At 37.5% G+C, this 23317-nt stretch carries 18 protein-coding genes and 6 pseudogenes; 23 read left to right on the top strand and 1 reads right to left on the bottom strand.

Annotated features, from left to right (window positions below; all coding sequences use genetic code 11):
• Positions 1 to 28: 28 nt before the first annotated feature.
• A complete protein-coding gene (locus LEUFL_RS0104420) occupies positions 29 to 235 on the bottom strand; it encodes a DUF4044 domain-containing protein (protein ID WP_010007756.1) in 207 nt (68 codons plus the stop codon).
• Positions 236 to 338: 103 nt separating this feature from the next.
• On the opposite strand from LEUFL_RS0104420, the gene LEUFL_RS0104415 reads away from it, so the two are divergent.
• The 23 genes and pseudogenes from LEUFL_RS0104415 to argF all read left to right on the top strand — a co-directional run bounded on the left by LEUFL_RS0104415 (position 339) and on the right by argF (position 23314).
• Positions 339 to 656 carry a DUF3397 family protein gene (locus LEUFL_RS0104415; protein WP_010007753.1) on the top strand — a complete coding sequence of 106 codons (318 nt, stop codon included), beginning with the start codon at positions 339 to 341 and terminating at the stop codon, positions 654 to 656.
• 188 nt (positions 657 to 844) lie between these two features.
• Complete coding sequence (gene mraZ / locus LEUFL_RS0104410; protein WP_010007750.1) at positions 845 to 1276, top strand: division/cell wall cluster transcriptional repressor MraZ; 432 nt, start codon at positions 845 to 847, stop codon at positions 1274 to 1276.
• 25 nt (positions 1277 to 1301) lie between these two features.
• Positions 1302 to 2255 carry a 16S rRNA (cytosine(1402)-N(4))-methyltransferase RsmH gene (rsmH, locus tag LEUFL_RS0104405; protein ID WP_010007749.1) on the top strand — a complete coding sequence of 318 codons (954 nt, stop codon included), beginning with the start codon at positions 1302 to 1304 and terminating at the stop codon, positions 2253 to 2255.
• Positions 2256 to 2293: 38 nt separating this feature from the next.
• Positions 2294 to 2650: a cell division protein FtsL gene (gene ftsL, locus LEUFL_RS0104400; RefSeq protein ID WP_010007746.1), complete on the top strand. Its 357-nt coding sequence runs from the start codon at positions 2294 to 2296 to the stop codon at positions 2648 to 2650.
• Positions 2651 to 2683: 33 nt separating this feature from the next.
• Complete coding sequence (locus tag LEUFL_RS13400) at positions 2684 to 3106, top strand: penicillin-binding protein 2 (RefSeq protein WP_308736778.1); 423 nt, start codon at positions 2684 to 2686, stop codon at positions 3104 to 3106.
• On the top strand, positions 3055 to 4803 hold the full coding sequence (locus tag LEUFL_RS11485; protein WP_308736779.1) for a penicillin-binding transpeptidase domain-containing protein: 1749 nt from the start codon (positions 3055 to 3057) through the stop codon (positions 4801 to 4803). Before LEUFL_RS13400 ends, LEUFL_RS11485 begins: the two co-directional genes overlap by 52 nt.
• A gap of 10 nt (positions 4804 to 4813) precedes the next feature.
• Positions 4814 to 5781, top strand: a pseudogene (mraY, locus tag LEUFL_RS11480) (phospho-N-acetylmuramoyl-pentapeptide-transferase).
• A gap of 55 nt (positions 5782 to 5836) precedes the next feature.
• Positions 5837 to 7185 (top strand): annotated as a pseudogene (murD, locus tag LEUFL_RS0104385) (UDP-N-acetylmuramoyl-L-alanine--D-glutamate ligase).
• Positions 7186 to 7201: 16 nt separating this feature from the next.
• Positions 7202 to 7566: pseudogene (locus LEUFL_RS13510) on the top strand (glycosyltransferase); the annotation flags it as partial.
• A 72-nt stretch (positions 7567 to 7638) separates the two neighbouring features.
• On the top strand, positions 7639 to 8310 hold the full coding sequence (locus LEUFL_RS13505) for a UDP-N-acetylglucosamine--N-acetylmuramyl-(pentapeptide) pyrophosphoryl-undecaprenol N-acetylglucosamine transferase (RefSeq protein ID WP_373419073.1): 672 nt from the start codon (positions 7639 to 7641) through the stop codon (positions 8308 to 8310).
• 3 nt (positions 8311 to 8313) lie between these two features.
• A complete protein-coding gene (locus tag LEUFL_RS0104375) occupies positions 8314 to 9072 on the top strand; it encodes a cell division protein FtsQ/DivIB (protein ID WP_010007742.1) in 759 nt (252 codons plus the stop codon).
• Positions 9073 to 9156: 84 nt separating this feature from the next.
• Positions 9157 to 10494, top strand: coding sequence for a cell division protein FtsA (ftsA, locus tag LEUFL_RS0104370; RefSeq protein ID WP_010007740.1), 1338 nt, complete (start codon positions 9157 to 9159; stop codon positions 10492 to 10494).
• A 24-nt stretch (positions 10495 to 10518) separates the two neighbouring features.
• Complete coding sequence (gene ftsZ, locus LEUFL_RS0104365) at positions 10519 to 11868, top strand: cell division protein FtsZ (protein ID WP_010007739.1); 1350 nt, start codon at positions 10519 to 10521, stop codon at positions 11866 to 11868.
• Between the two features lie 8 nt (positions 11869 to 11876).
• Positions 11877 to 12326 carry a cell division protein SepF gene (locus LEUFL_RS0104360; RefSeq protein ID WP_010007738.1) on the top strand — a complete coding sequence of 150 codons (450 nt, stop codon included), beginning with the start codon at positions 11877 to 11879 and terminating at the stop codon, positions 12324 to 12326.
• A 2-nt stretch (positions 12327 to 12328) separates the two neighbouring features.
• Complete coding sequence (locus tag LEUFL_RS0104355) at positions 12329 to 12589, top strand: YggT family protein (protein ID WP_010007737.1); 261 nt, start codon at positions 12329 to 12331, stop codon at positions 12587 to 12589.
• 4 nt (positions 12590 to 12593) lie between these two features.
• Positions 12594 to 13382: a YlmH family RNA-binding protein gene (locus LEUFL_RS0104350; protein WP_033192915.1), complete on the top strand. Its 789-nt coding sequence runs from the start codon at positions 12594 to 12596 to the stop codon at positions 13380 to 13382.
• 27 nt (positions 13383 to 13409) lie between these two features.
• A pseudogene (locus LEUFL_RS11470) lies at positions 13410 to 14119 on the top strand (DivIVA domain-containing protein).
• Between the two features lie 305 nt (positions 14120 to 14424).
• Complete coding sequence (gene ileS / locus LEUFL_RS0104340) at positions 14425 to 17217, top strand: isoleucine--tRNA ligase (protein WP_010007733.1); 2793 nt, start codon at positions 14425 to 14427, stop codon at positions 17215 to 17217.
• A gap of 55 nt (positions 17218 to 17272) precedes the next feature.
• Positions 17273 to 17842 carry a hypothetical protein gene (locus tag LEUFL_RS0104335; protein WP_010007731.1) on the top strand — a complete coding sequence of 190 codons (570 nt, stop codon included), beginning with the start codon at positions 17273 to 17275 and terminating at the stop codon, positions 17840 to 17842.
• 167 nt (positions 17843 to 18009) lie between these two features.
• Positions 18010 to 19483: pseudogene (locus LEUFL_RS11465) on the top strand (ABC transporter substrate-binding protein/permease).
• Between the two features lie 205 nt (positions 19484 to 19688).
• The gene (locus LEUFL_RS0104325; RefSeq protein ID WP_029508646.1) at positions 19689 to 20918 is read left to right on the top strand and encodes an argininosuccinate synthase; all 1230 of its coding nucleotides are present in this window, start codon (positions 19689 to 19691) and stop codon (positions 20916 to 20918) included.
• The gene (argH, locus tag LEUFL_RS0104320) at positions 20918 to 22306 is read left to right on the top strand and encodes an argininosuccinate lyase (RefSeq protein ID WP_010007723.1); all 1389 of its coding nucleotides are present in this window, start codon (positions 20918 to 20920) and stop codon (positions 22304 to 22306) included. Before LEUFL_RS0104325 ends, argH begins: the two co-directional genes overlap by 1 nt.
• Positions 22303 to 23314 (top strand): annotated as a pseudogene (gene argF / locus LEUFL_RS11460) (ornithine carbamoyltransferase). The gene argH and the pseudogene argF overlap by 4 nt, the downstream one beginning before the upstream one ends.
• Positions 23315 to 23317: the final 3 nt, after the last annotated feature.

The raw sequence follows: 23317 nt of genomic DNA, 5'->3' as shown, positions 1-23317 counted from the left end.
CTCTTTTTTATTTAATATCAAATGTAATTTAACCCAATGCACTAATTGAAGCATATACAACAGAGCCAACCATCAAAATAATCATCACCCATGCCATAACGAGTGTTATTTTTTCAAGTCTTGTTCTTGATTTCTTTTCGGTTTTTGGCAATCTATTATGATGTTGATTTAATTTTGCATCAATCTCTGCTTGTAATTTTGCATTAACGGGCTGTTTTGGATGTTCTTCTGACATAGTCCACCTCGTTTTTTATTCTATAATAGTGTAACATGTTTATACAGTACAGACAAAACGTCTGCTATAGTATATAAATTAAGGCAAAAAAGTGGGGTGTCTCATGACAAATTGGTGGTGGTGGCCGATTGGCGTGTTATTATTTGATGTCGGTTGTTTTATCATTAACAAATTTCTAAATAAAAATCGTTTGAATATATTAGATATCATTGTCATACCAAATTGGATTGGCTTACATTATACAATGGGTTATGCATTTGGATTGTCATATATTTGGTGGTTACTATTAGCTTGGTTAATTGTAGGTCTTTTATTAGCAGGATGGTTAATGTCAAACACGAAACGTTGGCGCTGGCAAAAATTTTGGCGTAATTATTGGCGCCTAAGTGGTTTAGTGGCGGTGCTATTATTTATTTTTTAATCATCATAAAATTAATTATGGGATAATCTCCCACTTATTTATTATCTATTAAGAAAGTCATGTTGTTGAGATACAACATGGCTTTTTTGTAACCAAAATTTACTGAATGATAACAATTTTAAAATTGGGTGGTGGGAAGTGGTGGATTGTGGTAAATTAATAATATAGAAATTACTGGAGGTTCCTGCATGTTCATGGGTGAATATCAACATACCCTAGATACTAAGGGGCGCTTAATTATTCCAGCTAAATTTCGTAATCAACTAGGCGAAAAATTTATCATAACACGCTGGTTAGACCGCTCTTTACGGGGAATGCCTATCGAATTGTGGCATGAACTTGAAGCCCAGTTAAATGCTTTACCAGCTGGTAAAAGTGATGCACGAAAGTTTCGCGCTTTAGTTTTTGCTGGTGCGATGGCAGCAGAATTTGATAAACAAGGGCGTATTCTTTTACCTGCAAATCTAAAAGGCTATGCTGATTTAACAAAAGATGTTGCTGTAACTGGTAATGGTGATTCTTTTCAAATTTGGAATGCGCAACATTGGCTAGAATATCAGCGTGAAGCTGAAGCAAATTTTGATAGTATTGCCGAAGATTTATCAGATTTTGATTTTTAAATTTTTGTTAACAAAGGAATCTTGAATGAATTTTGAACATACAACCGTGCTATTACATGAAGCCATTGCGTTGCTTGATATTAATCCTGAAGGGATTTATGTTGATGCAACACTTGGCGGTGGTGGACATACTGGTGAAATATTAAAGCAATTGACCACTGGTAAATTGTATAGTTTTGATCAAGATGATACGGCAATCCATTATAATAAAGCCCAGTACGCTGATGAAATTACTGCTGGCAAACTAATTTTAGTACACCAAAATTTTAGAAACTTAACGCATGTATTGCATCAGGATGGTATCACTTCAGTGAATGGTATCGTTTATGATTTAGGCGTGAGTTCTGTGCAATTTGATGACGGGCAACGTGGCTTTAGTTATAATTACGATGCTGAATTGGATATGCGCATGGATCAACGTCAGGCATTAACAGCTAAAATAATTGTTAATGAATGGCCATTTAATGATTTGTTACGTGTACTCAGTCGTTATGGTGAGGATCGATTTGCTAAATCAATTGCACGTAAAATTGAGCAATATCGTGAAAAGCAACTGATCGAAACCACTTTTGAGTTAGTAGATATCATTAAAGATGCGATACCGGCGCCTGCTCGAAGAAAAGGTGGTCATCCGGCAAAACGTACTTTTCAAGCATTACGCGTAGCCGTTAATGATGAATTAGGTGCTCTAGAGGACTCTTTAACACAAGCAATCGATTTATTAGGTATCAATGGCAAAATTAGTGTTATTACTTTCCAGTCATTGGAAGATCGCTTAGTTAAACAAATGTTTCGAGAAAAAGTATCATTACCTGAATTGCCAGCAGGTTTACCATTATTACCAGAACAAATTGAAGTAGACTATCGATTATCAAATCGCAAGCCGATTTTACCAAGTCAACAAGAAATCGCTCATAATCATCGTGCTGAGTCCGCAAAGTTACGAGGTATTGAACGAATCCATATGAGTGATGAATAAATTTAATATGTATTTAAAAATTGAGAGGCAATATTAGTATGGCTCAAAATGCAACAAACTATTCGGCTACGGCGCATGCATTGCCGCAAAGTAAACAAAAGAGCAGAGTTAAATATAAAGCAGCGGTATGGACAAAGAAAGAAAAGTTCTTATCATTTGTCGTTGGTCTTGGTGTTTTGGGTATGATGATTGGTGTTGTTTATACAAGTGTTAGAATTGACGGTGTACAACGACAAATTCAGACTTTACAAAACAAAATCAGTACAACCAATCAATCTAATGATGATTTGCGAGATGAGGCTCAACGTATTACAAATAAACAAAATCTAGATAAGGTTGCAAAAAAATACAATATGACGCTATCTGACGGTAGTGTTCGTAATGTTAACCAGTAAATAATTATGAAAATCAAGAAAAAACGGGTATCAATGAAAATTATCACAAAAAACGCCAAAGTTTTTGGTGTCTTGTTGCTTATCGTAACAATTATTGTGGTAATAGGATTGGCTATCCGTTTTTTTCAGATTGCAGGAACAAAACAAGTTGATGGGCATAATTTGACCAGTGCTACTAGAGCCGCATTTATTCAAAATCAACAAGATCCGGCAACCCGAGGTAAGATATTCGATACTAATGGTAAAGTGCTAGCTGATAATACAACAACATATAATCTATATGCTGTTTTAGATAAAACACAAAAGCAAGGTAACAAGCCATTATATGTAGTGGATAAAGAAGAAACTGCAGAAAAATTGAGTCGTATTATTAATATGAAACGCTCAAAAATTTACAAAATTTTATCACAAAAAATCTTAAACAGGTTGAATTTGGGACAGCTGGTAAAAACTTAAGTATCGCTGTTCATAAGAAAATTGAAGATTTGAAATTATCAGGTATTAGTTTTACAGCCCAACCAGCACGAACTTATCCCAATGGTCGTATGGCATCTCACTTAATTGGTTCGGTGCAGTCAAAAGAAAATGCGACAACAGGTCAAACCAAGTTGAGTGGCTTGATGGGTATAGAGGCTGCTGAGAATAGTTTACTATCGGGTAAGGATGGAATTAAGAGTTATGCTGGTACAACAGCTGACGGACAGGCTAGTGAAGCAGCTAAGAATGGTGACAATGTTTATTTGACTTTGAATTCAGATTTGCAGAATACTTTAGAAACTAAAATGGATAAGCTATTTAGTGATACAAAGCCTTCTGGTATCGTTGCGGTTTTAGCTGAGGCTAAAACAGGAAGAGTGCTAGCTGCATCGCAGCGACCTAATTTTGATCCAAATACTAAAAAGGGCTTGCAAGATGAATGGCAAAATTTATTAACGCAAGGTGCTTTTGAACCAGGATCAACGATGAAGGGGATTACACTCGCTTCAGCTATTGAAACCGGTAATTGGCAACCTAATGCAACTTTCCAATCTGGAACAATGCTGGTCGATGGTAAGCAAATTAATGACTTTAACAAAGAAATGGGCGTTATTTCTTATCGTGAAGGATTCTGGCGTTCATCAAACATTGCGTTTGCTAAGACACAACAGAAAATGGGTGCAAATACGTGGTATAAATACCTAAAGAAATTCAAGTTCCTACAATCCACTAACTCTGGGTTATTAGGAGAAGAAAAAGGTAGTATTGCGTTCAATTATCCACTGGAACAGGCCAATACAGCATTTGGTCAGGGGATCAGTGTGACACCGTTACAAATGGTACAAGCTTATTCAGCTATTGCTAACGATGGTAAGGAGGTTAAGCCTTACTTTGTAGACAAGATTAGTGAAGCGGATACTGGTAAAGTAGTGAAAGAAGGAAAGACTGAGGTCGTTGCTAATCCAATCAAGAAGAGCACGGCACAAGCTGTAAGAAAAGAAATGATTGATGTTGTCAATCAAAAAACAGGGACAGCGCGTGAGTTTGATTTGCGTGATGCCGGATATCAAGTTGCCGCTAAAACAGGAACAGCACAGATTGCTAAAAACGGTCGGTATTTAGATGGTTTGTCTAATGCCATTCACTCAGTTGTTGTATTAGCACCAGAAAAAGATCCACAATATATTTTTTACATGGCGATTACAGCACCACAAAAATTTGTTGATACAGAAATTCAAGTAACAATGAATAAGCTCTATCGACCACTCATGTTACAAGCATTGAATAGTAGTACTAAAGCGGTTAAATCTAAAACAACCAAAGTAACAGTGCCTGATACAGTGGGTAAGTCAATTGATAGTGCTAAGCATACATTATCAAATAGAGGCTTACGTGTTGCGGTGATTGGTAGTTCAGGCAAAATAAAAGCACAGTCATTGAACCCAAACCAACAAGCCTTGAGCAATCAGTTAATTATTCTAACTGCCAAAGATGGTAATACCTTAATGCCTAATATGACAGGATGGAGTTTGACTGAGGTACAGGAATTTGCCAAAATGGCCAATATTAACCTTAATTGGACTGGTAGCGGATATGTGACGAGTCAGAATGTATCAGCGACACAACAGCTAGGCAAATGGTCTAATATTACGGTAAAATTAAAACAAAAGGAATAGTGAGGGCGTTATGTTATCTGATAATTTATGGGCATTTACCAGGGCTTTTATTGTCACTGTCATTTTTATGCCAGCGTTAATTAAATTTTTGAAGCAATCAAAGGAGCAAGCAGTTATTCGTAAGCTTGGGCCAGATCATCAATCCAAGGCAGGAACGCCAAGCATTGGGGGAGCACTGTTTATTGCAGCAGCTGCATTAAGTGCGATTATTGGTGGCTTTGCGATGGCAGATGGACAACAGAGTATCTTTCATATGCTCATTCTTGTCTTAGCCATGCTAGCTTTTGGCATTATCGGTGGCATTGATGATGTTTTGAAACTTATTAATCATACAGATGATGGTTTCCGTTTTAAGCCAAAACTTGCCGCACAATCATTAAGTGCATTACTTGTTATGCTCATCATGTGGGCATTGAAGATTCCGTTTATTGTGCAGTTGCCGCTGATTGGTACAATTAATTTGGGTATTTTCTATTTTATATTCCTTTGGTTCTGGCTAGTTGGTTGGTCTAATGCAACAAACTTAACAGATGGATTAGATGGATTACTAACAGGTATTAGTATCATTGTCTATGGTGCTTATACATGGATTGCAATGGGTATGCATAATAACATGGTTGTCATCTTTAACTTTGCGGTGATTGGTGCTTTGGCCGGCTTTATGTTATTCAATAAGCCAAAGGCAAAAATTTTTATGGGGGATACGGGCTCATTGGCGCTGGGTGCAGGTCTTGCTATTGAGTCTATTGTGTTGGGTATCCCATTTTCATTGCTTTGGTTTGGTTTAGTGTTTGTTGTTGAAACGCTGTCCGTAATCATACAGACTGTAGGTTACCATTTTTGGAAAAAAGAATTTTCCCTATGGCGCCCATCCATCATTCATTTGAAAAATTTGGTTGGGCAGAATGGCAGATTGATCTGTTGTTTTGGTTAATTACATTCGCTTTAGCATTTGTAGGCATCGCTTATATGAGCTAAAATTTAAGTGCGTTCGCGCACGTACATAAATATAGATAGAAATCAGGGAATCATAATGAAGGCATCAGATTTTGAAAATAAAAAATATTAGTATTTGGTTGGGCTCGTTCTGGTAAAGCTGCAGCGCAACGCTTATATGAATTAGGTGCAAAAGTTACAGTGGTTAATCGTGATGATTTTGAAAAAGATAAGGATTATCTGTCATTAGAGAAGAATGGCGTTGTGTTTATTAATCATGATGCAGCAGATATAGTAGATGATTCATTTCAATACATTGTGAAAAACCCTGGTATCAATTATCAACATCCCATTATTAAACAAGCAGAAAAGCTCAATATTCCAATAATAACAGAGGTAACAGTGGCCTTGAGTACTTTCAAAGGGCGCTTAATTGGTGTGACTGGGTCAAACGGTAAAACAACCACGGTTTCTCTCATTCGTGACATGTTACAAGCAGATGGGCAATCAGTTGTAACAGCTGGTAATATTGGGACACCTGTCTGTGAAGTCGCTGGGCAACTCAGAAAAGACGATACCTTATTATTAGAACTATCCAGCTTTCAATTATTGGGAACGCCAGATATTCAGCCTGATATTGCCGCAGTGACAAACATATTTGCTTCACATTTAAATTATCATGGTAGTCGTGAGAACTATGTTAAAGCAAAGTTTCAAATAACAAAGCATCAATTAGCCACACAGCACTTAGTATTGAATGCAGATATTGCGGACAGCCAGAGATTTGCACAAGATACACAAGCAGCCGTAACGATGTTTTCTAGACAACAATCTGGCTATTATGCTGGTGCAGATCAGGATAACTTATTAGTTGATAATCAGATAGTTATGCCACTAGATAATATTAAACTGGTTGGGCCCCATAACTTGGAAAATATTTTGGCGGCGGTGAGTGTTGCTAAATTAGCTGGTGTCAAAATTGAAAGTATGCGTCAAGTTTTGTCACAATTTGGTGGTGTTAAATATCGATTAGAATTCGTGTTTAGTCATAATGGTATTAAATTTTACGATGACTCTAAGGCAACAGATATTGAAGCGACCCAGCAAGCCCTTAACAGTTTCGATGTGCCAACTGTTTGGTTAGCTGGCGGCTTAGATCGTGGCGATGATTTAACACGAATGAAAGATAATTTAAAACATGTTAAATCAGTTATTGCTTTTGGCGAGACAGCAGATAAAGTTGTGTCATTGGCTAAAATCGCCGGTATTCAAAATATTACTGTGACTGAAAATGTTATGACGGCTGCACCAATAGCTATTGCGCAAGCAAAAGCAGGGGATGTGGTGTTGCTTTCTCCAGCAGCAGCTAGCTGGGATCAATATCGTTCTTTTGAGGAGCGTGGTGATTTATTCGTTAAAGCGTTAGAAGCAACACTGAATATTTAAATTGAAGGAGGGAATTATGCGAGTAATACTATCAGGCGGTGGTACTGGAGGCCATATATATCCTGCTTTGGCGCTGTCCGAAGCTGTGCTACACCATGAGCCAGATTCAGAATTTTTATATGTCGGTTCAGAACGTGGTGTTGAAGCAAATATTGTACCGAAAACGGGCATGCCATTTAAACAATTGGTAGTACAAGGCTTTAAACGGTCGCTATCATTTGAAAATATTAAGACGATTAGATTGTTTTTAAAAGCAGTCAAACAAGCTAAAAAATTATTCGTGAATTCCAACCAGATGTTGTTGTTGGTACTGGGGGATATGTCAGTGGCGCAGTCGTCTATGCAGCCCAACAATTACATATACCAACAGTTATTCATGAACAAAACTCTGTAGCAGGTGTAACTAATAAGTTCTTATCACGTGGTGCGACAAGAGTTGGTATTGCTTTTGAAATGGCCAAACATGAGTTTCCTAAAGGCAAGGTTGTTCTTGTTGGAAATCCACGAGCACAACAGGTAGCTAATATTAAATCTCATTTTTCATGGCGAACGCTTAGCTTAAGAGATGATCGACAAACATTGTTAATTTTTGGTGGTTCTCAAGGAGCACCAGCTATTAATCTAGCTGTCCTAGAGGCTATCCCACACTTCAATCAACAAACTTATCAGGTTGTGATTGTGACCGGCCCTAAACGTTATCAAAATATGCTGGATTTGTTAACTGAAAAGCAAATTGAATTATCAGATAATGTGCGTATTTTGCCATATATTGATAATATGCCTGAAGTATTATCTGAAACATCAGCTATTGTTTCTCGTGCTGGGGCAACATCAATTGCTGAGATTACAGCGTTAGGTATTCCTTCTATTTTAATTCCTTCACCATATGTGACTGGAGATCATCAAACGAAAAATGCGCAAAGTCTGGTTGATGCTGGTGCTGCTCTAATGATTAAAGAACCTGATTTATCAGGTATTAAATTAGCAGAAGCTAGTGATAAATTATTGTTGAATCAAGATTTTGGGGATGTTATGGCAGCTCAATCAGCTAAGATTGGCATGCCTGATGCCGGGGACAGATTGTACGCGTTATTATTGGATGCGGTTGCAGATAAGGCAGAGTAGTTTATGGCTAGTAAGGATTATTTTGCTGATAAATTATATATTTTGCTGAACTTCCTAAAACGGCAACCAAAACAATTATATTTGTCATTTTTTATTTTCTTGAGCTTAATAGCAATCGTAATCTGTATAATACAACCATGGCGTGTTGTTCAAAGCGTTAAAGTGAATGCTGTGTTATTAAACCCTAAAACAATTCAAAAGCAATTAAATATTAAACCAGGCACACCGCGCTGGCGTGTTGCTGGACAATTAGCTTTTATTGAAACAAATTTTCTTCAAAAAAATCATAAAATAGAAGATATTCATTTGGGACTGAATGGTAATCAAGTTAATGTGGAAGTTTCAGAACGTGTCACAGCTGGTTTCATCAATACAAAAGAAAAATGGTATGCCTTAGATCGTAAGGGCCATCGTGTAAAAGAAGTGACAACGCCGGATGGTAGTGCACCAATTTATAAAGATTTTGGTTCTAAAGGTAAATTAGCTCAGACTGCACAAAGTTTTGCAGATTTAGATTTGACATTAAGGCAAAATATTAGTCAAATTACATTTTCGCCAATAAAGTCTAATCCTAATCGTTTAGTAATTAATATGAATGATGGCAATACGGTATATGCCTCAATTGGGACCTTTGGTAAGAAAATTATTTATTATCCGGGTATAGCAGCTCAAATGCCACAAAAAGGTATTGTGGATTTACAATTTGGTGCTTACTCATATACTTATGGTCAAAATCATGACAAAAACAATACAAAGCGTTAGTAACGTAGCCTGATATGGTGATTTTATGTTAGTATTTATATTAGGTATCTTTTGTCCAAAATAAATTGTAAAGGGGCACGGCGAATGAATGATTCAGGCGTGACGGTTGGTATCGACATCGGCACAACTTCTATTAAGGTAGTGATTTCACAATTAATAGGTAACCAATTTAATATCATTGGTGCGGGAATTGCACAATCCAGAGGTTTGCGTCGCGGTATTATCGTTGACATCGATGCAACCGCCAATGCAATTCGAGAAGCAGTCGATCAAGCACAAGAAAAAGCAAATTATCAAATTAAAGATGTGGTAGTCGGTATAGCCGCTAACCAATTAGAAATTATTAAAGTAGATGGGCTGGTTTCAGTCGCAAATCAGAACAAACGTATTACATATCAAGATGTTCAAGCCGTTGCAGAACAGGCACTTTCAAGAAGTATGCCAGCAGATCGTGATGTCATTGATCTTGTTCCAGATGAATTTATTGTAGATGGTTTTGATGCCATCAAAGACCCTCATGAAATGATCGGTGTTCGTCTAGAGATGCGTGGAACAGCTTATGTTGGACCAAGTAAAATTATTGACAATACACGAATGGCAATTCAAAAAGCTGGTCTCGTGCTAAAAGAATTTGTACTAGCACCATTAGCCATGGGTAATAGTATCTTAGACGATGGCGAACAAGATTTTGGTACTGTTTTGATCGATTTGGGTGGTGGACAAACAACAGTTTCTGTTATTCATGACCGTAAATTGAAATTTACCTATGTTGATCCAGAAGGTGGAGATTATGTTACGCATGATATTTCTACCGTTCTAGGAACATCTTATGGTAATGCTGAGAAATTAAAGCGTAATTATGGTTTTGCTGATCCAAGCCAAGCCAGTGCAGATAATGAATTTCCGGTTGCTATTGTTGGAGAACCAAATCCTAAGTTAGTCGATGAAAAGTATTTAGCTGAAATTATTGCAGCACGCTTAGAACAAATTTATAGTAATATCTATCAACATTTAAGCCAGATCAATGCTTTACAATTACCTGGCGGATTTGTTTTGACGGGTGGTAATGCAGCATTGCCACGTATGGCAGATTTTGCAAAGAAAATTTTGGGTGAAAACGTTCGGTTATTCGTACCTGATCAGATCGGATTGCGACATCCATCTTACGCAAGAGCTATGGCCTACGCGCTTTACGCATCACGCGAAAATATGACACAGCTTGTCATTAAGCAGGTCATTATGAGCCGTCGGGAACCAGAGATTACAGCATACCCAAATCAAGTTATTGAAACCAATAACAACGAACCAGCTGATACACGATTAATTGTAAATGATCAATATGCTGGCGATAGCCGTGAATCGACTAATCAAAGTTGGTTTGCAAAGGCACGTCAAAAATTAAGTAATTTATTCGAAGATTAACGATATATTTTAAGGAGTAACCTCATGGATTTTACTGTAGAAGAAGCCATCGATAATGGTGCTATTATTAAGGTGATCGGTGTTGGTGGTGGTGGTTCTAATGCCATTAACCACATGATTGCAGAAGGCGTAGGCGGTGTCGAATTCATCGTTGCTAATACTGATGTTCAAGCTCTAGAAAAGTCTCAAGCTGATACCAAGATTCAAATTGGTCCAAAATTAACAGGTGGACTAGGTGCCGGTTCAAATCCAGAACGTGGTACAAAGGCAGCTGAAGAATCTACTGAAGCTATTTCAGATGCACTAAAAGGCGCTGATATGGTTGTTATTACAGCAGGAATGGGTGGTGGTACAGGAAATGGTGCTGCGCCAGTTGTTGCACGCATTGCTAAAGAGCAAGGTGCTTTGACAGTTGCTGTTGTCACACGTCCTTTCCAGTGGGAAGGACCAAAGCGTGCACGATACGCAGCTGAAGGCTTGCAAGCATTATCTGAAAGCGTTGATTCATTAATTGTTATTACCAATGAACGTTTGAAGGACCGTATTGATCTACGGACACCACTTTCAGAAGCCTTTAGAGTAGTTGATGAAGTCGTGGCGCAAGGCGTGCGTGGTATATCAGAACTTATCACAAACCCTGGATTTATTAATCTTGATTTTGCTGATGTGAAAACAGTCATGCAAGATGCTGGTCCTGCTTTGATGGGTGTTGGACAAGCAAGTGGTGAGACACGTGCTGCTGATGCAACAAAGCAAGCCATTTCATCTCCATTGTTAGAAGTAGATATGGCTGGAGCAGAAGACGTATTACTTAACATTACTGGTGGACCAGACATGTCTTTGTTTGAAGCACAGACAGCATCAGAAGTTATTTCTCAAGAAGCTGGTCGCGACGTTAACGTTATCTTTGGTACATCAATCGACGAAAACTTAGAAGATAGTATTCGTGTTACGGTGATTGCCACAGGACTTCAAAAAGCCGTTACTGAGCGTCTTGAAAAGAAAAATACTAGTGCAAGTGCAGCAACTAAACCTGCCTCAAGTGTATTTGGTAATGCTGCGGGTAATACACAACAGCAAGTGCCAAATACAGCACCAAAGAGTAATCCAATTAATCCTAATGCCGGTTCAAATTTCACACCAGCACCAGAACAACCAATGAATCAACAACCAGTTAAGCGTAATGATCCATTTGCAGATTGGAACATTGCCGATAACAACAAGAACGCGTTTACTGATGATAAGCGTTTTGACGGTGTTGAAAAGCAGTCATTTGATGTTTTTAAATCACCTGCACAAAATGATAATAATCTTGATTTAGGCAATAACTCACAAGATGATTTAGATAATCCCCCATTTTTTAAGAAGCGTTAGGAGTCAGTATGGCATTTGAAAAGATAAAGTCACTGTTTAATAGTGACGATGAATACTATGAGGATGATTACGAGAATGATTATTCAGAAACACCACATAATCAATCTCAGTCTGATTCACATCAGTATTTCAATCGGCCACAGGCAAGTGTACGGCAGTCAAATGTACATGGTGTAGCAGCTTCGTCTGGTAATAAAATTGCATTATTTGAACCTAAGGTTTATTCTGATTCACGTGCTATTTCTTCACAAATATTAAACGGCGAGGCAGTCATTGTTAATTTTACACAAATTGATGAGGACCAAGCTAAGAGAATTTTAGACTTTCTTGGTGGTGTTGTCTTTGCAGTTAGTGGTGAAATTGAACGTATTGGCCAATCAATCTTTTTGGTGACACCTAATACTTTTGAAATATCGGGAACGTTAACGGATAATTTAGAACCCAATAGTCGGTATTAACTATGACACTAATATTTAATTTAATCTTCAGAGCGATGATGCTTTATGAATATGCCATTGTCGTTTATATACTTATGACCTGGTTGCCTGGAGCAACACGATCACGATTACACCAATGGTTAGGCTCAATTGTGATGCCATATTTGAGTGTTTTTCGATTCATTCCACCAATTGGGATGATTGACTTTTCTCCAGTTGTAGCAATTATCGTATTGCAGTTTGCTAGAAGTGGACTTCAGTATTTAGTTTCCGCTTTTATTTAGGTTAATGATGCCCCATTCCAAACAACAATCACTTTTTAGAGAAGATGAATACCAATTTGTACAGCAATGCCATGATTGGTTATCACAATCCAGTGATGAATATAGACCTATTCTAACGCCGTTTTTAAATCCACGTGAGCAATACATTTTAAAGATGGTTGGACAACCTATTGAAGATCTTAATATATTTTTTGACGGTGGTAGTGTCGAGGCTGAAAGTCAGCGCGCAATCATTACCCCAGAGTATTTTTCAAAAGATAATTTAGACTTTGAGATGACGTTATTTCAAATTGATTATCCAATTAAATTCACTACTTTATCGCATCCACAAATATTGGGTGCCTTATTGGGATTAGGTCTTCAACGTAAGGCTATTGGTGATATTTTAAATGATGAGCATATTTGGCAAGTAATGGTAGATAAACGAATATTTACCTATATTCAGCAGAATTTTGTTAAAGTTGGGCGCACTACAGTAAAGGTAACAGCACTACCTTTAAATAAAATGATTGATACTTCGAAAGCGTGGGAAGAACAATTTTTACTGGTGAGTTCGCTACGATTGGACACGCTTGTTGCTGCCAGTTATCATCTATCACGCGTTGTCGCTAAACAAATGATTGAATCAGGACAGGTGCGGTTAAACTGGACAGTGGTTGAAAAGCCAGACAGCCTAATAACTATCAATGATATTGTCTCGGTGCATCATTATGGTAGATTTCAGTTAAAAGGTCTTGACGGTCGGACTAAAAAGGATAAAATAAAAGCAATCGAGAATATTATTCGGCGATAGTTGTCGGTGGTAATTAAGGAGATAGTAATGGCTTTAACACCTGATGAAATTTTAGAACATGAGTTTACAAAAAAGGTTCTAAGGCATATATAGCAAGTGAAGTTGATGAATTTTTAGATCGTGTTAATTCAGATTATGAATCTGTTTTAAATGAACGTAGTCGACTCATGCAAGAAAATGCTGCTTTGCAAGCCAAGGTAGATGAATTAGAATCTAAGCGTGACCAAGTTAATCAATCTATCTTGATTGCACAAGAAGCTGCAGATAGATTAAAAGCTGAAACGGATACAGAAGTTAAAAAGAAGTTAACACACGCACAAGAGTCAGCAACTAAAATTATTGATGATGCTCGGGTTAAGGCTTCACAAGAAGCCGAAAATTTGGCTCAAGAAAATCTTGATTTAGTAGCTGAGCAAAACCAATTGCGTGAAGAAGTTGAGAGCTTTAAAGATTCATTCTTGCAATTGTTAGATGAACAGCGTACACTACTAGAAAATGATGCGTTGGCTAGCGCCGTGCATCGTTTACCTCTTGGCAAAGCGACTGAAGAACGAGCAGCTAAGGTAGTAGAACCTTTACATATGGCTGATGAGCAAGAGGCTGATTCTGAAGAGGAAAACACTGAAGTGGTCGACGAATCAGAATCAGCACCTTTAGTTGAAGAAGTACAAGCAACGACCAACAATCATGTTGAAGGCCCCGTTGTGGTTTTCCCCGATGCAGAGGAAACTAAATAAACAGAGTTTTAATAGTATAGAAAGATTAATAAGTAAACGCCCAGCGAGTCATGATGGTTTGAGATGATCGTCCCTGTTATTAATCAGATCCACTATTTATAATGAAATTTTGAAATTTAAGTAAATTTTTCCGGTGCAGATCGTTAAAACTGTATAAGGATAGAATAGCCATAGGGCGTTATATCAATGATATTGTTTCTATCAAAAGTGGGTGGTACCGCGTTTAAAGACGTCCCATGTTGTTAAATTTTTTAACAGCATGGGACGTTTTTGTGATTTTAAAGCGATAAATATAGGAGATTGATATGAAATATAAAGATACATTGAATTTGGGAAAAACTAAATTTCCAATGCGAGGCTCATTGCCAAAAACAGAACCCGAACGTCAAGCTAAGTGGTATGCGAATGATTTATATCATGAAAGATTAACTCAAAATGAGACGAAACCTCATTTTAATTTACATGATGGACCACCTTATGCCAATGGAAATATTCATTTAGGTCATGCTTTAAATAAAATTTCTAAAGATATTATTGTTCGCTATAAAAATATGACAGGCTTTTATGCTCCCTATGTTCCAGGATGGGATACGCACGGGTTGCCTATTGAACAGCAATTAACTAAAGCAGGGCACGATCGCAAATCAATGCCAAAGTATGCTTGGCGAAATTTGGCTCGTGACTTTGCTCTGGAACAAGTGAAGAAGCAAAGGCAAGACTTTAAGCGCTTGGGTGTACTGGCTGATTGGGATAAGCCTTATATTACATTGCAACCAGAGTTTGAAGCAGCGCAAATTCGTGTTTTCGGTGATATGGCAGATAAAGGCTATATTTTCAAAGGTGCTAAGCCTGTTTATTGGTCATGGTCATCTGAATCAGCTTTGGCTGAAGCTGAAATCGAGTATCATGATATTGAGTCAACTTCTTTATTTTATGCCAACCGTGTTAAAGATGGTAAAGGTATTTTAGATAATAATACCTATCTCATTGTATGGACAACGACACCATTTACAATCACAGCATCACGTGGTATCACACTGGGACCAGACTTTGAGTATGCAGTAGTTCAACCAGCCAATGATGATCGAAAGTTTGTTGTGGCGGCTGGATTGTTAGCTGAAAGTGCTGAACGTTTTGGCTGGAATGATTATGAAGTTGTCGCAACACATTTAGGTAAAGAATTAGATCGCATTACAGCACAACATCCATGGGATCAAAATGTTGAAGAATTAGTGATGAATGCTGATCATGTTACATTGGATTCTGGAACTGGATTAGTGCATACGGCACCTGGATTTGGTGAGGATGATTATAATGTTGGTAAAGCATATGGTCTACCAGCAGATGTTACAGTTGATGCTAAAGGCTTTATGACTTCAGAAGCTGGTCCTGACTTAGAAGGCAAGTTCTATGATGATGTTGTTGATATTGTGATTGATAAATTAAAGCGTGCTAATTTGTGGATGGCAACAGAAAAAATAACACATTCATATCCATTTGACTGGCGTACCAAGAAACCTATTATTTGGCGAGCGGTACCACAATGGTTTGCATCAGTTGATCAGTTCCGCCAAGACATTCTAGATCAAATTGATCAAGTTAATTTTTATCCTGAATGGGGTAAGAAACGTCTCTACAATATGATTCGCGATCGGGGTGATTGGGTTATTTCACGCCAGCGTGTTTGGGGCGTACCATTGCCAATTTTTTATGCAGAAGATGGTACGGCAATTTTAGATCGTGATATTATTGAACATATTGCCCAGCTATTCGAAAAACACGGTTCAAACTATTGGTTTGAGCACTCAGCTCAAGAGTTGCTCCCAGAAGGATATACCAATGAACATTCTCCAAATGGTGAATTTACCAAGGAAGAAGATATCATGGATGTTTGGTTTGATTCTGGATCTTCATGGAATGGTGTCTTAAATACACGTTCAGAGTTAGATTATCCCGCTGATGTTTATTTGGAAGGTTCTGATCAGTATCGTGGTTGGTTTAATTCTTCGTTGATTACTTCAGTAGCAGTTAATGGTGTGGCACCTTATAAGAATGTTATTTCTCAAGGATTTACGATGGACCAAAACGGCAATAAAATGTCTAAGTCATTGGGAAATACTATTTCACCATTAGAAGTTGCAGATAAGATGGGAATTGAAATATTACGATTGTGGACGGTAACAGTTGATACGTCAGCTGATATGCCAGTTTCAAATGATATTTTAAAGCAAGTTTCTGAGAGTTATCGAAAGATAAGAAATACTTTGCGATTCTTACTTGCAAATACAACAGATTTCAATCCAGAGACAGATAGTGTCGCTTATGATGACTTGGCAGCTCATGACCAGTATTTTTATACGTTACTTAACGAATTGGTTAAAGATGTGCGACAAGCCTACGATACTTATCAATTTAAAGCGGTATTTAATCGCTTGATTAACTTTATTAATGTTGATTTATCAGCATTTTATCTTGATATTGCTAAAGATGTTGTTTATGTTGAAGCACCAACAGGACATGTACGTCGTTCAATGCAGACCGTATTCTATAAGACTTTGCTTGATTTGGTCAAGTTACTCTTACCAATTTTGCCACATACGGCAGAAGAGGTTTGGGAATATTTGCCACATGAAAATGAGGCTTTTGCATATCTAGCAGATATGCCTGAGGTGGAGAACTTAACTGGTGCTGAAGAACTATTAGCACGTTGGCATCAGTTTATGAAATTACGCGATAGTGTAAACAAGGCGCTAGAGCAAGCACGTGTTAATGAATTAATTGGGAAAAATTCTGAGGCAGCGTTGACACTGTTTGTAACTGATGAACAAGAAGCGTTATTAAATTCTCTAAATGCAGATGTTCGCTTAATTTTGATGACATCACAATTACATGTTTATCCAGCTAACCAAGCTGAAAATGCGACAGATTATGATGGCTTCTTAATTAATGTGGCACATGCTAAAGGTGCAGTATCACCACGTGATCGTATGTATCACGAAGATTTGGGCGCTGATCCAGCGTTTCCTGAATTATCAAAGCATGAAGCTGAAATTATACGTGAATTCTATCCAGAAGCTTTGGAGGAAGGATTCGAATAAAGAAGAGCGGCTCGTAGAGCTGCTTTTTCGATTTGAACCATGGTACAATACACATATGAATAATATTGAAAAAATTAGAACATTAACGGATTTAGATACACATACTGTACTTGAAACAGTGCCAATGCGCATTGATGAGTATAAAGCGGTGTGTCATGAAAAGACAGCTGCTTCTGTATCAATACTTGAAAAATTAAGTTTACTATTTTCAGAGCAACTTGATCAAAAGGGAAGTCAGGTTGCTTCAACAAAGCACCCGATTCATATTAGATTATCGGCAGATTATTTGTTGAATTTAGGCATTACGATTTCTGACTGGATTAGTTTGAAATGGGCTTTTGAGAGTGCATGGCATGGGGAACAGTTGGCTGTTGCTTTCTTTATTGATGGTAATTTAGAACGCTTAGTTGTAACATCTGAAGAGTTTGTTGAAGCCTTTGCTGGATACCTCATTTTACAAACTAATGGACAATTTGAGCCATATATTGATGAGTTTAATGATAATCAAGTTTATGATTGGCGTCTTGTAAGATTAACACAGTATAGTCAGCAATTATCAGAGGTCAACTGGCAAGATGTAACGGCACAATTCATTAATAGTACATTACCTGTCATGAATCAATAAAGTGGACTAAAAGACGTTTATTTTAATAAACGCCTTTTTATGCGTAAAAGAAATAATATGCAGTAATGAGATGTATAAAGGTAAAATAAGCTTGAATAAATATTTATAGCTAGGTATGATAAATTATGTTTAATTATATTTAATATTCGCATCTTAGGAGAATACATATGGGAAATAAATTATTTAAAAAATTGGTGTGATTTTAGCAACATTAGGGTTGTTAATCCCATTATTAATGGCGACAGCACCAGTTGCAAGTGCGCAAGAAACAGATCCTGCACTAGAAAAAATACAAAAAAGGGCACATTAGTTGTTGGACTATCAGCTGATTATGCACCTTTCGAATTTCATTCGACCGTTAATGGCCAAGATAAGATTGTTGGGTTTGATGTATCCATGGCTCAGCAGATTGCTAAAGATTTAGGCGTTAAATTGGTCATTAAAGAAATGGGCTTTGACGGGTTAATTGGTGCGCTACAAACTGGAAAAATTGATATTATTATTTCAGGTATTGTTGATACACCAGAACGTCAAAAAGTTGTAGATTTCTCAAAGCCTTATCTTTCTTCAAAGCAAACTGTATTGATTATGAAGAAAAACGAAAAGAAGTTTACAAATAATATCAATTCGTTCGATGGTCAAAAAATTGGGGCTCAACGTCAAACTACACAAGAAACTTTTGCCAAAAATGATATACCAAATTCTAAAGTTGTTAGCCTACAGAAAGTACCTGATCTTGTATCACAGTTGTCAGCAGGTAAGGTTAACGGTGTTGTTCTAGCAAGTCCCATTGGTGAAGCTTATGCGCAACAGAATAAGGCATTTAAATTGATTTATCCAAAGCCATCTTCTTCCGAAGGTAGTATGGCTGTTGCAATGCCAAAGAATTCCCCAGCATTACAAGCAAAAATCAATGCAACAATAGACGATATTAAGAACACTAATAAGTTTGAAAAATTCCAAAAAGAAGCCAACAAGTTAATGTTTGCCAATGATTCTTTTTGGGCAAAGTACGGTAATTTATTTATTAAAGGAACATTGTACACATTAGCCTTAGCTGCGATTGCGGTGATTGTTGGTGTTGGTTTGGGTACAGTACTTGCCTTGATGAAGTTGTCACGTGCTTTCATCTTAAAGGCTATCGCGAATATTTATGTTGAATATGTCAGAGGTACGCCGCTCTTGGTTCAGGCATTCATGGTATTTTTCGGAACACAGGTTATTGGTCTTAATTTGAGTGCGTTTGCTGCCGGAGCGTTAGCCATGGGACTTAACTCAGCAGCCTATGTGACGGAAATTATTCGTTCAGGTATTAATTCTGTTAGTGCCGGTCAAATGGAAGCGGCACGATCACTTGGTTTGTCTAATGGTAAAACAATGCGCTATGTTATTTTGCCACAGGCTGTTAAAAATATATTACCAGCGTTGGGTAATGAGTTCGTGACAGTTATTAAGGAAGGTTCAGTAGTCTCAGTGATTGGTGTAGGTGAGTTGATGTTCCAAACAGGCGTTATTCAAGGCGCATCATTTAAGCCATTTTTCCCACTGTTAATTACATCAGTTATTTACTTTGTTTTGACGTTTAGTATTAGTCGAGCATTAGGATTTGCTGAAAAAAGAATGGCACGTAGTAGTCGATAAGAAACATATATTGTAAAAGGCATAATACATCAGTATTATGCCTTTTTTTGTATAAAATTGAATAAAAATGATGATATTCATCGTTTTGGTGTATAAACAGAGAATTGTGTTGTATAAATAAAACAAAAGCGTTAAAGTAATAATATACAAAACAAACAGGAGGAAACGTATATCTGATCTTTTGACAGAAATGCGATTAAATATTATGACAGAGAAATTAGTTTTAGCTTATTCAGGTGGATTAGATACTTCGGTTGCTATTCCGTGGTTAAAAGAAAAAGGATATGACGTTATCGCTGTTGTCTTAGATGTTGGTCAACATGGTAAGGACATGCAGATGATTCAAGAAAAGGCATTGACGGTTGGGGCGATTCAATCTATTGTTATCGATGCCAAGTTGGAATTTGCAGATCAATATGTTGCGCCAGTGATTAAAGCTAATATGCTTTATGAAGGTGAATATCCTATGGTATCGGCATTGTCTCGTCCGCTCATTATTAAGAAGTTGGTCGATATTGCACATGAAAATGAAGCAACGACAATTGCACACGGTTCTACAGGACATGGTAATGATCAAGTGCGATTCGAGGCCGCAATTCATGCATTAGATCCAGATATGAAAATTGAAGCACCAATTCGTGATTTCCAATGGTCACGTGAAGAAGAGATTGAGTACGCTCATGCACATGATGTGCCAGTGCCTATTGACTTAGATTCACCATACTCTATTGATGAAAATTTATGGGGACGTGCTAATGAAGCTGGGATTCTAGAAAATCCATGGCATCAGGCACCAGAAGATGCTTATGCACTAACAAAGGCTATCGAGCATACACCTAACGAAGCTGAATTTATTGATATTACATTTGCAAAAGGTATTCCCGTTGCTTTGGATGGTGTTGAAATGCCACTATCTGACTTAATTATTAAGGTTAATGAAATTGCCGGTGAACATGGTATTGGTCGTATCGATCATATTGAGAATCGTCTTGTTGGGATTAAGTCACGTGAAATTTATGAGGCGCCGGCAGCAGCAGTTTTGATGACAGCGCACAAAGATTTGGAAGATTTGACGCTCGAAAGTGATGTGGCACATTTTAAGCCAATTGTTGAGCAACAACTCGCTAACCTAACCTATGAAGCTAAGTGGGTTTCACCATTATTCGATTCATTAATGGCCTTTATTGATGCTACTCAGAGTACAGTGAATGGTATTGTAAAGATGAAGTTGTTCAAGGGAAATGCGATTGCAGTGGCACGTCAATCAGCAACAAACTCTTTGTATGATGAAGATTTGGCAACATATACATCTTCTAGTTCATTTGATCAAGCAGCAGCCGTTGGCTTCATTAAGCTATGGACGTTAGGCAATACAGTATATGAACAAGTCAATCATGTACATTCTCAAAAGAAAAAGATGAAAGCGGAGATTTAATGTCAGATAAACTATGGGGCGGACGTTTTACCGCCAAAGCAGCAGAATGGGTTGATGAATTTGGCGCTAGCATTCATTTTGATCAAAAAATGGCAGCAGAAGATATTGAAGGTTCTCTGGCACACGTTAAAATGTTAGGTAAGCAACAAATTATTACAGCAGATGAAGCTCAAAAGATTACTGAAGGCTTGGAGCTACTACAACAAGATTTGTTGAATGGACAGTTAACATTTGATGTTAAAAATGAAGACATTCATATGAATATTGAAGCGCTGCTAACAGAAAAAATTGGGTCAGTTGCTGGTAAATTGCATACTGCACGTTCTCGAAATGATCAAGTCGCAACAGATTTTCATTTGTGGGTGAAGCACCGTCTGCCTCGTGTTTTAGATGCCTTAGATGAGTTACAGCATGAACTTGTTCAATTAGCTGATAAGTATAGTCATACGGTTATGTCAGGATATACACATTTACAGCATGCCCAACCTATAACTTATGGACACTATCTGTTAGCCTATTTTGAGATGTTCCAACGTGATTATGAACGTTTCGAATTTAATCAAAAACATACGAATATATTACCTTTAGGCGCTGCAGCTTTAGCCGGTACAACATTTCCTATTGATCGTGCTTTCGTTGCTGAACAGCTTGGATTTAATCAAATTTATCACAATTCTTTAGATGCAGTATCAGATCGTGATTTTGCTTTGGAATTTCTCAGTAATTCATCAATATTAATGATGCATTTGTCACGAATGGCTGAAGAAATGATCTTATGGTCAACCTACGAATTCAACTATATTGAAATCTCAGATGACTTTTCTACTGGATCATCAATTATGCCACAAAAGAAAAATGCAGACTTTGCAGAGTTGGTCAGAGGTAAAACGGGAAGAACTTTTGGGTCACTCATGGCGTTGCTGACAACCATGAAAGCACTACCACTTGCTTACAACAAGGATATGCAAGAGGATAAAGAGCAGGTCTTTGATGTTATGGATACTGTATTGGCATCTATCAAAATCTTTACGGGGATGCTAAACGGTTTAACAGTTCATGAAGAACGAATGCTTGAAAGTACAACACATGATTTTTCCAATGCAACTGAGTTAGCTGATTACTTAGCAACTAAAGGTATACCATTCCGTGAGGCGCATGCAATTGTTGGCCAATTGGTTCTACAAGGCATTCAACAGAACACAGCATTACAGGATATGTCCCTTGAAGTACTACAACAAGCTGCCAGTGTTATCGATGAAGATATTTATCAGGTGTTGGACGCTAAAGTAGCTGTTGATCGTCGTGTCTCATTAGGTGGTACAGCGCCTTCTAATGTACAAAATGAAGTTCAACGTGCATTAAATATCTTGCAGGAGCGGACACTATGACATCACATTTTCAAGGTAAAAGTTTTTTAAAAGAAATTGATTTTAGTACAAATGAATTAATGTATTTAATTGATTTTGCTGCCCATCTAAAATCGCTTAAACAGCAAAACATACCACACCCTTATTTATTAGGGAAAACATTGCACTCTTATTTGAAAAACATCAACTAGAACACGTTCTGCTTTTACAGTCGCAGCAAATGATTTGGGTGCGCATCCAGAATACTTAGGTAAAAATGATATTCAATTCGGCAAGAAAGAGTCACTATTTGATACGGCTAAAGTTTTAGGTAGTATGTATGATGCCATTGAATACCGTGGTTTTAGTCAAAATACAGTAGATGGATTAGCAGAATATTCTGGTGTTCCTGTGTGGAATGGGTTGACAGATGAGTGGCATCCGACGCAAATGTTGGCTGATTTCTTAACAATTAAAGAGCATTTTGGTAAAATTGAAGGGTTAACTTTAGCTTATTTGGGTGATGGCCGTAATAACGTTGCCAATTCGTTACTAGTGACGGGGGCTATTCTAGGCGTCAATGTGCATATTGTTGCACCAAAAGCACTACAACCAAGCACTGACATTCAAGCTATTGCAGAGTCAAAGGCACAAATTTCAGGTGCTGACTTAATGATTACAGATGATGTAGATCAAGGGGTCAATGGAGCTGATATTTTGTATACAGATGTATGGGCTTCGATGGGTGAAGAAGAAAGTTTTGCCGAACGGATTCGTTTGCTTTCTCCTTACCAAATTAATCAAGCCTTAGTTAAAAACAGCGAATTCAAATACCATTGTATTACATGATTTACCTGCTTTTCATGATTTAAAAACACAGATGGCACAAGATATTTATGCTAAATATGGTGTTTCAGAGATGGAAATTACAGATGAAGTTTTCATGCACCGTATGCTTATCAGTTTCAACAGGCAGAGAATCGCTTGCATACAATTAAGGCTGTAATGGCTGCAACTTTAGGGAACTTATTTATTCCAAACCAAATTTAAAAA

Source organism: Leuconostoc fallax KCTC 3537, assembly GCF_000165675.1.
Classification (GTDB): domain Bacteria; phylum Bacillota; class Bacilli; order Lactobacillales; family Lactobacillaceae; genus Leuconostoc_B; species Leuconostoc_B fallax.
The sequence above is the reverse complement of the archived record's forward strand: the minus strand, read 5'-3'. Positions and strand labels throughout refer to the sequence as shown.